At 62.5% G+C, this 13,537-nt stretch carries 9 protein-coding genes; 2 read left to right on the top strand and 7 right to left on the bottom strand.

Annotated features, from left to right (window positions below):
* Position 1 precedes the first annotated feature (1 nt).
* From GR198_RS09770 to GR198_RS09750, 5 genes are read right to left on the bottom strand one after another with little or no spacing between them, the layout of a single operon-like run.
* The gene (locus tag GR198_RS09770; protein ID WP_003549923.1) at positions 2 to 997 is read right to left on the bottom strand and encodes a carbohydrate ABC transporter permease; all 996 of its coding nucleotides are present in this window, start codon (positions 995 to 997) and stop codon (positions 2 to 4) included.
* A gap of 2 nt (positions 998 to 999) precedes the next feature.
* Positions 1,000 to 2,106 carry an ABC transporter ATP-binding protein gene (locus GR198_RS09765; RefSeq protein WP_164068610.1) on the bottom strand — a complete coding sequence of 369 codons (1,107 nt, stop codon included), beginning with the start codon at positions 2,104 to 2,106 and terminating at the stop codon, positions 1,000 to 1,002.
* Positions 2,094 to 3,458, bottom strand: coding sequence for a polygalacturonase PglB (gene pglB, locus GR198_RS09760; protein ID WP_164068609.1), 1,365 nt, complete (start codon positions 3,456 to 3,458; stop codon positions 2,094 to 2,096). The genes GR198_RS09765 and pglB overlap by 13 nt, the downstream gene beginning before the upstream one ends.
* Entirely contained in the window at positions 3,455 to 4,549 is a 1,095-nt protein-coding gene (bglB, locus tag GR198_RS09755) for a beta-galactosidase BglB (RefSeq protein WP_164068607.1), read from the bottom strand. Before bglB ends, pglB begins: the two co-directional genes overlap by 4 nt.
* Before the next feature lie 17 nt (positions 4,550 to 4,566).
* Positions 4,567 to 7,089 carry a hypothetical protein gene (locus GR198_RS09750; RefSeq protein WP_164068605.1) on the bottom strand — a complete coding sequence of 841 codons (2,523 nt, stop codon included), beginning with the start codon at positions 7,087 to 7,089 and terminating at the stop codon, positions 4,567 to 4,569.
* Positions 7,090 to 7,280: 191 nt separating this feature from the next.
* Between GR198_RS09750 and GR198_RS09745 the strand changes: the two genes are divergently transcribed.
* Positions 7,281 to 8,564 carry an ABC transporter substrate-binding protein gene (locus GR198_RS09745; protein WP_164068603.1) on the top strand — a complete coding sequence of 428 codons (1,284 nt, stop codon included), beginning with the start codon at positions 7,281 to 7,283 and terminating at the stop codon, positions 8,562 to 8,564.
* Between the two features lie 385 nt (positions 8,565 to 8,949).
* Positions 8,950 to 10,212: a DUF3422 domain-containing protein gene (locus tag GR198_RS09740; RefSeq protein WP_164068601.1), complete on the top strand. Its 1,263-nt coding sequence runs from the start codon at positions 8,950 to 8,952 to the stop codon at positions 10,210 to 10,212.
* Positions 10,213 to 10,288: 76 nt separating this feature from the next.
* Here the strand turns inward: GR198_RS09740 and GR198_RS09735 are convergent, their stop codons facing one another.
* Both GR198_RS09735 and GR198_RS09730 read right to left on the bottom strand, forming a co-directional pair.
* Positions 10,289 to 12,433: a methyl-accepting chemotaxis protein gene (locus GR198_RS09735; RefSeq protein ID WP_164068599.1), complete on the bottom strand. Its 2,145-nt coding sequence runs from the start codon at positions 12,431 to 12,433 to the stop codon at positions 10,289 to 10,291.
* A gap of 16 nt (positions 12,434 to 12,449) precedes the next feature.
* Positions 12,450 to 13,379 carry a substrate-binding domain-containing protein gene (locus GR198_RS09730; protein ID WP_164068597.1) on the bottom strand — a complete coding sequence of 310 codons (930 nt, stop codon included), beginning with the start codon at positions 13,377 to 13,379 and terminating at the stop codon, positions 12,450 to 12,452.
* Positions 13,380 to 13,537 lie beyond the last annotated feature (158 nt).

The following is a 13,537-nucleotide window of genomic DNA, read 5'->3' as shown; positions in this document are numbered from 1 at the left end:
CTCAGGACTCCATTCGCTTGCCGATGCGCAGTTGTATGAGGGTGAGAACCAGAAGCACCAGCCCCATGAGAACCGATGCGGCGGAGGCCAGTCCGAAGAGGCGAAGATCGCTGCCGAATGCCATCTGGTAGATATATTGGACGATGAAGCTGTTGGCCGTGCCGGGGCCGCCGCCATTGGTCAGAACCCAGGCTTCGTCGAAGATCTGGACGGACTTGATCATCAAAAGAATGAACACGACTAAGAGGTTCGGGGCCAGAAGGGGAAGCGTGATCCTGAACAGCGTGCGGCGCGGCGAGGCGGCATCGATGGAGGCAGCCTCGTAGAGCTCCTTCGGGATGGCCTGGAGGCCGGCGAGGAGGATCAGGGTATAAAAACCCATGTGAAACCAGACCGATACCGCGACGACGAAGAAGCGCGACCAGCCGACGTCGAGCAGGAAGATCTCAGGGGGAACGCCGATCATCTGGAAGAAGGCGTTCAGCAGCCCGTTGCGATCGAGGAACCATTTCCAGATGAGACCGATGACGACGGGCGACAGCAGAACGGGATAGAAGAACATCGCCCTGAAGAAGCCGCGCGCGACGATCGCCCGATTGAGGATCAGCGCCGTGATCAGCGCCACCAGCAATGTGGCGACGACATTGAAGGCCACGAACCAAAGCGTGTTCCACACAGCCGTCCAGAACAGCGATTCCTGGCAGGTTCCCGGCTGCAGATAATTGCCGCAGGAAAGCAGCGTGCGGAAATTGTCCAAGCCGACGAAGGGGCGCTCCGAGACGAAAAGGTTCGTGCCGCCGGTGAAGGCGTAACCGATCGCGATCGCGATCGGAAGGAACGTGAAGATAGCGAACAGAACGAGGTTCGGCGCCAGGAACAGCCATGGCATACGCTTGCGGCCGAAGATGTGCTCGATCACATTTATCGGGGCTTCGACCACTCTCATCGCCGTTTCCCCTGCCTGGGACAGCAATGCACCTGCCTTGAGCGCCGCCATGTTCAGCGCCTCCCCTGTCCGGGCCGCCGGGCAAAAGCCAGGCCGCTTTCGGGATCGAACAGATGAACCCGCCCCGGGGCTGCATCGATCAGGATGTGATCACCAGGCGCCGGCGCGAAATGGCCGGCCTCATGAATGATGATCTGCTCGTCCTCTCCCGCAAGATTGCCATAGACATAGGTCTCGGTGCCGAGGCCCTCGTGATACTGGACGATGAACGGCAGGCCTTGCTCGCTGGAACGTGAAAAATGCGCGGGCCGGATGCCGGCGAGAACGGCCTGTCCGACCGCAATGCCGGCGAGATCGACATCGCTGACGATGCTGCCGCCGTTGCCGACATCGATGGTGACGCCGCTTTCGCCCACGCCTGATACCTTGCCCTTGATGATGTTCATGCGCGGCGAGCCGAGGAAGCCCGCGACGAAGAGATTGCGCGGGCTGTCGAACAGGTCCAGCGGTGCTCCGACCTGCTCGACCCGCCCGGCGCGCAGCACGACGATCTTGTCGGCCATCGTCATCGCCTCGACCTGGTCATGCGTGACATAGATCATCGTCGTCTTGATCTCGCGGTGGAGCTTGGTGATCTCGGCGCGGGTCTGAACGCGCAGCGCCGCGTCGAGATTGGACAGCGGCTCGTCGAAGAGGAAAATATCTGGTTCGCGCACGATGGCCCGGCCGATCGCCACGCGCTGGCGCTGGCCGCCCGAAAGCTGCTTCGGGCGCCGGTCCAGATAGGGTTCGATCGCCAGCATCCTGGCGGCTTCGGCAATCCGCGCCTCGATCTCGGCACGCTTGAACTTCAGGTTCTCCAGGCCGAAAGCGAGGTTCTTGCGAACGCTCATATGCGGGTAGAGCGCGTAGGACTGGAAGACCATTGCGATCTTGCGCTCTGCCGGCGAGAGCGCGCTGACGTCGCGGCCCCCGATCGCGATTGCGCCCTCCGTGACCTCTTCGAGGCCGGCGATGACACGCAGCAGGGTCGACTTGCCGCATCCCGATGGGCCGACGAAGACGACGAACTCGCCGTCCTTGATATCGAGTTCGACATCATGCAGGACTTTGACCGAGCCATACGACTTGTTGACGTTGGAAAGTTTCAGTTCTGCCATGTCCCACTCCCATCAGGTGCCGCCGTTTCGAAGACGGCGTCGTTTTTGTTCCAGCCTTGCGGCAGCGGTGTCGGCCTCGTGATCCGCACCTCGTTCATCAGTATTCCGGCGACATCAGCCACGTAGACGGCCGGCATTCCTCCCGGATAGTGCTCAAGACCGATCACTCGCCCGTCCGACCCGCGGGTCCAGGCATTGGCGCGGCCGCCGCCATCGGCTTTCGGGGAAAGGTCGGCGTTCGTTGGACGCAGGTCGTAGGACCGTGCCGTGCCGAGCTGCCCAGGCTGCTGATCGATGGCGATGCGCGCCAGCGATGCGTTCCGGATGCCGGCCGGCGAGGTCGAAATGACGGTGATCGCCCCCTCCATCCGCCCGGTGATGTCCTCAACGATGAGATTTTCGATGGCGCCTGCCGTGCGTTCCGTAACTCGGTCGACGACATTGACGGTCAGCGCCTCCCCCGAGCCCCAGAAGCCATCGGGGGTCTCGCGGCACTCTACCGCAATTCTCGAAAACCTTACGTTCGATATCCGGCCGCCGTCGCGCGAAAAGACGCCCAGCGCCCTGTTGGAAGATGAGACGCTGCAATCCTCGAACACGACATTGGTGACGTCGCCATGCGTTTCCGTGCCGATCTTCAACGCACAGCTGAGGCTCTGGACGGAGCAGCGGCGGACGAGAATATTCTCGCACCGCCCGATGGCGACACGATCAGGACCGATGCTCGTCTTCAGGCATATGCCGTCGTCGGCCGTCGATATCCGGCAATCCTCGATGACGGCGCCGCGGCAGGCATCCAGCACGATGCCGTCGGTGTTGGGAAGGCGGCGATCGTTGTCGATGGTCACGTTCCTGACGGCGACATCGGTGCAGTTGACGAAGTGCAGCGTCCACATCGGCGAGCGGCTGATATGGACGGAGCTGATCTCCACCTCGTCGCAGCCCTCGAAGACGACGACGCGGGGACGAAATTCGGCCGGGATGAAGGTTCCCACCGTCTCGTCGTCTCCCACAATGAAGCTGTCGCAACCGGCTTCGATGCGGCCCGCCCCCGTCAGGCTGATCCGCCGCGCATCCTTGGCGACGATCATGCCGCGATCCGACTTTTCGGCGATCACCGAAACACTCGTATGCGCATAGGACGCGTAATCCGGAACGGGACGCAGGATCGCGCCGGCGGGCAGATGAAGGTCGACGCCGGATCTGAGCTGGAGCCCGCGGCAGATATGGATGCCGGCCTTGAGCTCCACGCGTCCGCCGCCCGAAGCCGACAGGCCGTCGATGGCCGCCTGCAGGCGGACCGTATCGTCGCCCTGCGCCGGCTCGATCGCGACGAGAGACACAGGGCTCATTGGCGCTCGCCGTTCTCGAGAAAGACTTCCGTCAGGAGCAGCATGGTCAGCGCCTGCCCATAAGGCGTCGGCACGTTCGGGATGCGCCTGTAGAAATCGAGGTCATGACCCATCGGCGTGCCGTCGGAGACGCCGTGGACGACGCCTTCTTCGTCGATCTGCGCCAGCACCGCCGCCAGCGCGCGCTCCGCATAGGCCCTGTCGTCCTTGTCGAGAATGCCGGCATCGATGGCCCGCAATATGCCATAGGCAATGCCTGCCGTGGCCGAGGTTTCCAGCGGCGAAGACGGGTCGTCCAGAAGCGTCGTGAACATGCCGTCCGGCCGCTGATACGCTTTCAAGGAGCGCACCTGGCTGACGAGGACGTTCGACAGAAAACGACGGTCCTTCTCGCCGAGCGTCGGAACGAGATCGAAAAGCTCGGGGATGGCGACGGTGATCCAGGCATTGCCGCGCGCCCAGAAGGCATTGGCGAAATTGTGCCGTCCGTTGAAGGTCCAGCCATGATACCAGAGCCCGCTGACCGGATCGGAGAGATAGCGGGTGTGGATCACGAATTGATAGACGGCCTCGTCGATCCATTCGCTGCGCTCGCAGAGCACGCCGGCCCGGGCGAGAAACAGGCAGGCCATGAACAGCGTATCGTCCCACAATTCGCCGTCGTTGAGACGCTCCTTGACGACGTGCTGAAAGCCGCCGTCTTCGGTCTTCGGCAGTTCCTTGACGAGCCATTCGGCCCAGTCCTCGACGAGAGCGCGAAATTCGGGACGGTCGACATGCTGGACGAGGATCGCAAGCGGCAGCATCGGCGCCGTGCTGTTGATCTGGCGCGGCGGCAGGCCGCGTTCGATCTGGCCGGCATACCAGGCGACGAGTTCCTGCAGCGCTTTCTGATCATTGGTGGAAATGGCGCGGCGCAGGAAGCCGTAAAGGCCGACGCCGACTTCCCAGTCCCATTCGTCGAACTGGATTCCGGAGGCGGAATTTCCCGTCACGAGACCTTCCTTGATGCCTCTGAGCCGGCTGAAAGCCGTTGCCACGCGATCGATCGTCGTCAGGAGGGCGGCGTTATCGACAGATGTTGTGTTCATGCTGGAGACCTATATTTTTAGGAGTAGAACGGCCCGTCAGTGTCGGCGCTGGAGGCTGCACTGTCGTGGGTGAGGATCGGGTGCGGCTGATCATGGGTGAAGGGCCTCGCCTCGCCGCCGATCGAAAGACCGTCGGCATAGGAGAGGTCGATCGCCGGGCCGCCCGGCGGCGTCAGGGAGAGACGCCGAAGCCCGGTATCGAAGGAAACCGTCGTCCGGCGCAGGCGTTCGATGAACGCCTTGAAGGCATCGTCGTTACCGCATCCGACGATACCAGCCCAGCCGCAAAGCGGCCCGTAGGAGCGCGCCTCGCGGCCGGCGGTCGGACCGTCGGTGATCAGCTCCAGGCCGTTCGACGCCCAGAGCGCGGAAAATCCCCGGCCCGATCGCGCGATGAGCCACTTGTCTTCGATGATCAGATCGTCCAGCCCGTCGCGGCCGATATAGGCGTGCGTCCATGCATGGCGTGCGTCACTTGTGTCCTCGATCAGCAGGGCGACGTCGCGATGCTGGGCAACGCGCGGCAGGATGCCGTTGCCGGCCCAATAGGACGGCCTTTGATTGCCCCAGGGATCGTCCTCGCCGGGATGATTGACCCACAGCCTCGCCATCGGATGGCCGGCCAGCCGGATGTCGAGGACATGCTGCTGGTGCCCCTTCTGGCCGGTCTTGTGATCGACGACCGTCGAAAGCTGCGCCGCCTCGTTCTTGAACAGCACGAGTTTTCCGCTCTCGAGGCCCTGGCTGTAACGCGCCTCGACACTTCTTCCCCGGTTGAGCGTCGCAAGTTCGGCCAGATCGGCGGGCGGCTCGTAGATGCCGGCGCAGAACATGGTCAATGCCGCAACACCATTGTTCAGCCAGCCGGTTCCGAAGGCGACCTGAGCGAAGGGCGCAAGCTCGGTCAGCGGGCCGGCACGCAGTTCCTTGTCGTAAGCGCGGCCTTGCGATCCGGCCGGAACGCCTGCGAGCGTATGAAGAGCGATCATCCGGAAGATGAGATCGATCTGGACACGGGCGCGCGCTGACATCGCCGTCTCGGCCCAGCGCTCCAGCGCCAGCAAGCCGATGAAATCGATCGGGTAATAGGCGGCCGAGTTCCACTCCGCCAAGCCATGCGCTTCGACGCTGTCGAACCAGCGCCCGAGGCGCTCGCGGCCAAGTTCCGCCTGCTGCCGCCCCGTCCGGCCCGAGGCCGAAAACACCTCGTCGGGCAGGAGAAGTCCCGCCAGCAACTGGCTCGTATGAAAGCAGAGCACATGGTTCTCGCTCCAGAACCACATCGCGTCGTTGCCCGGCTCGTCGACCCAGTAACGGTAGGAGCGAACGGAATGCCGGATGCGGTCGACCACGGAATCGGGCATCCGGTCGGCATAGGCGCCGAGTAGCCACAACAGCGGCACCATGATGAAATCCGAGCAATCCTCACGAGCATCGATGGAGGCGAGCGTCGCGTCGATGATGCGGTCGAAGCTTTCCTGGTCGTGATGGCCGGTTTCCATCATCGCAATGAGGCGCCCGACGCGGTTGGCGCCGAAGCGGGCGCTGTATTCCAGCGCCTGCCGCTTGCGGGCGGCGAGCGACATCTCTGATGTCAACGGCGAAATGCTGCTCATGAAGGCGGCATCGATGACGCGGGTGACCGAACCCGTGCCGCTGCCGATCGTCATATGCACGCCGTGATAACCGTCCGGAATGCCGCAGACGTCGTCGGCCGTGAGGCTGCTCTGATGGGCGCGCAGCGTCAATCGGGAATGCGCGAGAACGGGCCGTTCGTGACCATGGCCGACGACCTTCAGCTCTACCGGCAGATCGCGTTCAGGCGCGGTGCCGAAGATGATCTCCAACGGCTGATTGACGAAGACGTCGCGAGCCGGACGCACGCCGCGCGCAAGGGCTTCCAGCTCGCGAACCTCATCCTGATCCAGCGATACGGGCAGCAGCACGCAGAGCGGCTCCTCGTCCAGCATCTCGAACTCGAAGAACCACGTCGTGTCACGCTCGGCTAAGTCTTCTGTGTGGACGAGGACCTGGTTGTCGCCGGCGTCCAGCGCCAGTCTGATGTCGGTTGCGCTCTCGGTGTTGCGCTTGAAGGGTTCGAAGCGCACCGCCTCCTGTCCGTTGACCCATATGCGAACGCCGCCGCAGGTCTTCAGTCTGAGATTGAGCGTTCGCGTGGTCTCCGTCCTGAACGTGCCCTTCAGCCATCGCCTGAGATGCGTCGGCACGTGCCAGAAGCCGGTGAACTCGACGCGGCGGTTCGAGCCGGGAAGATTGAGGCTTTCGGTCGGCCAGGCGGTGTCGGGTATTAGCGGCCGCCCGACCATGGTCGACCAGAAGGCCTTGCGGCAGGGCAGGTCGCCGACATCGACGAAACCGTTGATGAAACGATAGTTCACGCGGTCTTCGGCCGGCGCGGGCTCGCCGGGAAAATAGCTGGCGATGAGGCCGGAAACGGCCCATGCCGTGATCGTCTCCCCCTCGCCCACGCTGTATGCTGGCGCCATCTCGTCCGGCTGCTTGATGTATTCCGTTTTCACAGACCGCCTCCTCCGCAATCCTATGAAAATATTTTCATTAGGTTATTTGTGCGCGCTATTATTGCAAAATGCTCAAAAACATCGCTATTGCCGCAGAAAATAGCTTGACGGAACGAATGTCAAGTATATGAAATTGATTTATCGATGGCTGAGGCCGCGATTGATGAAAATGTTTTCATGGGAGGATGAAAATGAAAACCTATCTCTCAGGGGCCGTCGCACTGGCGTTGGCAACCGCTTCTTTCGCATGGGCCGGCGCGGCCATGGCGGAAACCAAGACAATCACCTTTCTGTTCACCGACGACGACCAGGCTTACGTCGAGCGGATGGAAGCGCTCAGCAAGGAATTCGAGGCGGCGCATCCCGACGTCAAGGTCAACTTCGTCTCTTCGGGCTATGATGCGGTCGCCAAGCAGCTGCCGGTGCAGCTTGCCGTCGGCGAAGGCCCTGACATCGCCAAGATCACCGACTGGCAGCTTGCCCCCTATTACCTCGACATGCGTCCCTACATGAAGGACCCGGACGGTTTCGCCAAGCTGCACGGCGACAGCCTGAACACGCTTCGCTTCCCCGGCGTCAACGATCCGCAGTCGATCAACGGCTATATCGCATCGCAGACCTTCAACCTGCCCTTCGTCAACAAGACGCTCTTCGAACAGGCCGGCGAACCGCTTCCGAAGCCTACCGCCACGCTGAAGGATATCGTCGAAGCCTCGGCGCGCGTCGCCAAGGCGACCGGCGCCCAGATCCCCTTCACGATGGACCGCTCGGGCCATCGCTTCTCCGGCGCGGCATTCTCCTACGGCTCGAACTACGTCAAGGACGGCAAGTTCTTCTTCCCCGACGATGCCGCCAAGCGCTATGTGACGGATCTCTACGGCTGGACGCAGGACGGCTCCTTCCCCAAGGAAATGTGGGGTGCTGCCGGCGGAACCCAGTATAAGAACATGGGCGACGAATTCGTCAACGGCAACGTCGTGACCTATCTCGCCGGCAACTGGATGGTCAATCCGTTCCAGAAAAAGATCGGCGACGCCTTCGACTGGACGGCGATCAGCGCGCCGTGCGGCGATGCCGGCTGCTACGCGATGCCCGGTGGCACCGCGATCGTCGGCTTCAAGCGCACCAAGTCTCCGGAGGCCGTGGCCGCGTTCATCGAGTTCCTCGGCTCTGAAAAGATCCAGCGTGAAATCGCTGAAAATTACGTCGTCCTGACGGGCGCCGACATCAAGGACCCGCAATACAAGCTCGAGAGCAAGAATGCCAAGGAAGCCATGGCCGTCTTCCTCGGAAGCCGCAACAGCGTGCCGCAGGCAGCCCGGGACCTGGAACGCCTCAAGGGATCCTCCGCCATCTATCAGCTCATCGTCCAGAGGATGAGCCAGCTGATCGTCGGCGAGCTTTCCCTCGACGAGACCTTCAAGGCAATGAATGCCGACGTCGACAAGGTCAACGAGGCGCTCGCCGCCAAGTAACCGGTCACGCGTTGTCCCGCATCATGCGCGCATGCACAACAGCCACGGCCTCGCAACAGGGCCGTGGCTTTCTCGTTTCCCCGCAGACATTTCGACCCGTTTCGGATTATCGATGGCAACGCCGGAGATCTATCCGACGCGGATGCGCGGTCTATCGTGGGTCAGCTGTGGCGAAGCCGTCATGCAGCCGCTGCCGCGGCGTACGGCCGGGCGAATGCCGGCCTTCACTGCCGATAGTGAAGGCATGGTGACAGGCGGTTCGGGAGAGGCTATAGGCGTTGTCAGCCTTCGCCGGCTCGCAGGCGCCATGGTCAACTCACACATGCCGGCAAGCCGGTTACATCCGGCGACCCAGCGACTGTCTACCTTATAGAGGTGCATTTCCATGCCGATGGGCTCCGAGCATCCGCTGCGAAGGGAACTTCACAACGAGCTCCACGCGCGGCCGTCGCTTTATTTCGATGGCGACACGGATGTGTGGCACGTCGCCATCGTCGGAGAAAATGCCCCTCCTCAGATACCGAATTCCCTGCCGGGGCTGGAGGATGTCTCGACGACCCGCGAAGGCAACCACGGCATCGGCCGCATCGGCGACGGCCGGCTGAAGTGGGAGGCGCATACCGAATTCCTGACCCTGACCTTCGTCGTTCCCGCATCGGCCGAACCCGGCAGCAATCCGCCTGAAGCCTTTCAGGCCTGCTGCCGGCAGATCGACGGGAAGGTCATCGCAGCCGTCCGGGTGCTGGTGCGGGACGAAAAGGACGGGCAGCGTCCGGAAAAACCGAAGCTCGATTATGTCGCCTCGCAAGTCGGCGGCGGCGACGCGGAAGTGCATTCGAACTTCCGGCTGACCGACGGCGGCTTCGTGGAATTCCTGTTCTTCAACCGCAACCTCAATGCTTATCGCACCGGCCGTATGGTCAGGCGTTTCCTGGAGATCGAGACGTACCGGATGATGGCGCTGCTGGCCTTGCCGATGGCGCGCGAGACGGTGTCGAAACTCTCCGTCTTCGACCGGCGCCTCGACCTGCTGATCGCGCATATGCAGAGTGCGGTCAAGGTCGACAAAGCCCTGCTTTCCGAGGTCACCAAGCTCTCGTCGGATGTGCTCAATTTCTCCGCTCTCGCCCGTCATCGCTTCGGCGCGACGAAAGCCTATGCCGAGATCGTCGCAAGCAGATCGTCGGAGCTGCGCGAGGAACGCGTCGAGCAGCGCCAGCGGATCGGCACCTTCATCGACCGGCGCTTTCAACCGGCCGTCCGCGCGGTTCACGCCGCCGAACGCCGCCTCGATGAACTGGCCGAACGGGTGAGCCTGGCCGGAGACCTCCTTAGAACCACCGTGCAGGTTCAGCTCGAAGATCAAAACGCGTCGCTGTTGACGTCGATGGAAGAGCGGGCGCGTATCCAGGTGCATATCCAGCAGGCGGTCGAAGGCTTCTCCGTCATCGCCATCACCTATTACACCGTCGGCCTCGCAAAGATCTGCCTGGAAAGCATTTCCGAACTGGGGGTCGATCCGCACGTGACGAAGCTCGCCGTTCTCGGCGCCATCCCGCTCGTGCTCTTCGCCGTCTGGGCGGCAGTTCGTCATGTTCGCAAGAGCATTGCCGGCCACTCTCACGGTCCCGCATCAGAGAGCCACTGAGGCGACGCAGGCCGATGATCGCTCAACCGCCGCCCTTTCGAGGCGGCGGCGTTCTCTTGCCTGCGTCGGCAGGACGTCAGGATGCCATCGCGTAGTGGCGATGTTCCGATGCCCGGCCGCTGCCCGTCCTGAACCGCCGCAGCAATTCGGCAAGGCTTTCGGTTTCATGTGTCAGGCTCTGGGCGGCCGCCGTGGTCTCTTCGACCATCGCGGCGTTCTGCTGCGTCACCTTGTCCATTTGGTCGCCGGCAGCCGAGACCTCGCGCAGGCTTGTCGCCTGCTCGCGGGCGGCAACGGCGATCTCGGCCACGGTCGCATTCATCGCGGTGACCTGCTCGACGATCTGTTCGAGCGAAAGGCCGGATTCACCCACCAGCTGAACGCCGGTCTTGACCTGCGCCGAGGAGGTAGAGATCAGTTGCTTGATCTCCCTTGCCGCGTTGGCGGAGCGCTGGGCGAGCTCGCGGACTTCCTGGGCGACGACGGCAAAGCCCTTGCCCGCCTCGCCGGCGCGCGCCGCTTCCACGCCGGCATTCAGCGCCAGCAGGTTGGTCTGGAAGGCGATCTCATCGATGACGCTGATGATGTTGCCGATCTTGGACGACGAATTTTGGATTTCCGTCATCGCATCGATGGCACGGGCAACGATCTCGCCGCCCTTTTCGGCATTGGTGCGAGCGGTTGCCACGACACCCTGGGCGCGGCTTGCGCCCTCCGCCGTTCCATTGACGCCGCGGGTCACCTCACCCAGCGCCGCGACGGTCTCCTCCAGCGAGGCTGCCTGCTGCTCGGTGCGGCGGGCGAGATCGTTGGAGGCGGTGGAGATTTCCGCAAGGCCGGAGCGGATGGTGCCGACCGCGCGAATGACGGCGTCAACCGCCTCTTCGAGGCTCGCGACCGAGTTGTTGAAATGATCCCGGATCCTGACATAGCGATGGTCGACTTCGCCGACGCGGACCGTGAGATCGCCCTTCGAGAGCGCGTCCAGCCCGACTGAGATCTGGCGGAAGGCATGCTCCATCACCTGCGCGTCGCTCAGCCGCTCGGCCTCCTGGCGGAGCCGCTCTTCTTCGGCCGCCAAGCGGGCGCGTTCGGCATTGGCTTCCGCAATCAGCTTGGCGCGCCCCGTTTCCTGGAAAACCTTCAGCGAACGCGCCATGGCCCCCAGTTCGTGGCGATGTTCGACGCCCGTTATCACGATCCCTTCCTCACCGCGGGCAAGCTGCTCCATGGACTGGGCCATGTTGCGCACCGCCGAGGAAATCAACCGGCCGACGAAATAGGAAAGCACGAGGCCGATGACGATCAGCAGCCCGCTGATGACCAGCGTCGTGCTGGTCGCGGAGGCAACCGTTGCGTCCACCGAACCATCAAGGGTCTTCTGCGCGCCCGTTACCGTCGCCTGCAGATCCTTGAAGCCGCCTGAGATTTTCGGCGCGAGCACGCTGAGCTGCGTCTGGCGGATGTTGCCCGAGGCCTGCAGCACGTCCTTCATGTCGCCGAGACGGGCGGTGTAATTCTGCATCAGCTGGCCGGCGCCCATCAGGCGCTTCTTCTGCAGCTCGTTCTTTGCGGCTTTCGCAGCAGCATCGTTGAGCGCGACCGCTTCGGCCAGTGCTGCCTGCGCCGTGTCATAGGCCGCAAAATCATCGGAATGCACGAAGCGTTCGGAGAAATAGAGGCTGCGGTTCAAGGCCTCCAGTGTCGCCGCCGTCATCTGCAGCAGCGGCACATCGTTCTGGCGCCAGGCGCTGCGCACGACATCGTTGAGCGCAATACTGGTCCAGGGGCCGAATTCGGTGACCTTGGAGATCAAGGCGTCACGCCTAGCCTGCAGGGCGACGATTTCTTCGAAAGCCTTGCCATAGGTGGCGATGTCCTGGCGGATCGCCGCAAGGCCGGACTGCAGGTCCTTGTTGCCAGCAAAACGCGGGTCATCGGCGTCGAACGCCTTCACGCCGGCGCGGAAGCGGTCGACCACGGCCTGCGTCGGCGTGGAGCGGAAGGCTTCCGCCGACATCTGAATCTCGTTCAGCTGGTCGCTGTAGTCCGAGATGGCGAGACTTTGGCCGGCCGTGGCGCGATAGGACGAGAAGATCGAGGCGAGCCCGTTCATGCCCGAGATCGCACTGACCGTGAGCAGGCTCATCAACAGGATCAGTGGCACGAAGCCGGAGGTGATCTGTGCGCGAATGCCGAATTTATTCCAGAAATGCAACATGATAGTCCTCTTATGCTCACTGGCTCTTCGGCAGATAGGTGGCAATGTTCTCAGGTGTGACGAGTTCGAAGGGAACGTTGTTTTCGCGCGGCACCTTCTCTTTGCGGATCAACTTCACCGCGGCGTCGACAGCGGCAGCACCCTGTCCGACGGCGCTCTGGAGAATGGTCACGTCGAGATCGCCGGCCACCATCGCGGCGAGCGCGTCGTCGGTCGCGTCGACGCCGGCGACGACGACGTCCTTCATCGGGATATTGTTCTTCTTCATGGCCCGGATCGCGCCGAGCGCCATCTCGTCATTATTGGCAATGACCGCATCGAATTTGACGCCGGCCGACAGCCATTCCTGCATCTGCTGGTCGGCATAATCGCTCGACCAGTAAGCCGCCTGCCGCTCGACGATCTGAAGGCCTTTGCATTCCGGGGTGGCGATGACGTCGGAGATGTCCTGGGTGCGGGCGCGGGCGGCCGCGTGGAAGGGTTCGCCCATCAGCACGACGACGCGGCCTTTGCCTTTGAGGAGCGCGCAGACCTGCTTGGTCTCCAGCGTTCCGGATTCCTTCTCGTTGGAGGCGACCACCACCTGATTATCAGGCAGGTCCAGCAGGTTGGAAGGGACGTTGTTGATGTAGACCAGCGGAATACCGGCATCTGCCGCCATCTTGGTCATTTGCGGCCCGAGGTCGCCATCGGAGACGGCAAGAATGATGGCGTCGACCTTGTCGGCAATGAGCTTCTGCACCTGCTGCTTCTGGAGCTCCTTGTCGCCATTGGCATTCTCGGTGACGAGCTTGAGGCCGGATATCGTCTGCCCATGCGAGACGACGCCGTTCAGAAGTGCTGTTCTGAATTTGTCGAGACCGGACATCGAAACCCCGATCGTCTGGGCATTGGCAGCAGAGATCGATATCGCCAAGGCGATGGATGCAAGCGTGGCCGTTTTCATGAATTCCCCTGCGCAACTCGGATATGAAAGCGTTATTTCAAATTCTGGTTAAATTTTACTTTTCAACCGGAAGCAAAAGTTAAGCGCCAGGATATGATCTTGTGGCGGCAGGAGCGCCTTCTTCGCCGGCCATCAACCGGACTTGAACGAGCATCACA

The organism is Rhizobium leguminosarum (genome assembly GCF_010668065.1).
In the GTDB taxonomy this organism is placed as follows: domain Bacteria; phylum Pseudomonadota; class Alphaproteobacteria; order Rhizobiales; family Rhizobiaceae; genus Rhizobium; species Rhizobium leguminosarum_S.
Note: the sequence above shows the minus strand (reverse complement) of the source record. Positions and strands in the feature narration are given on the sequence as shown.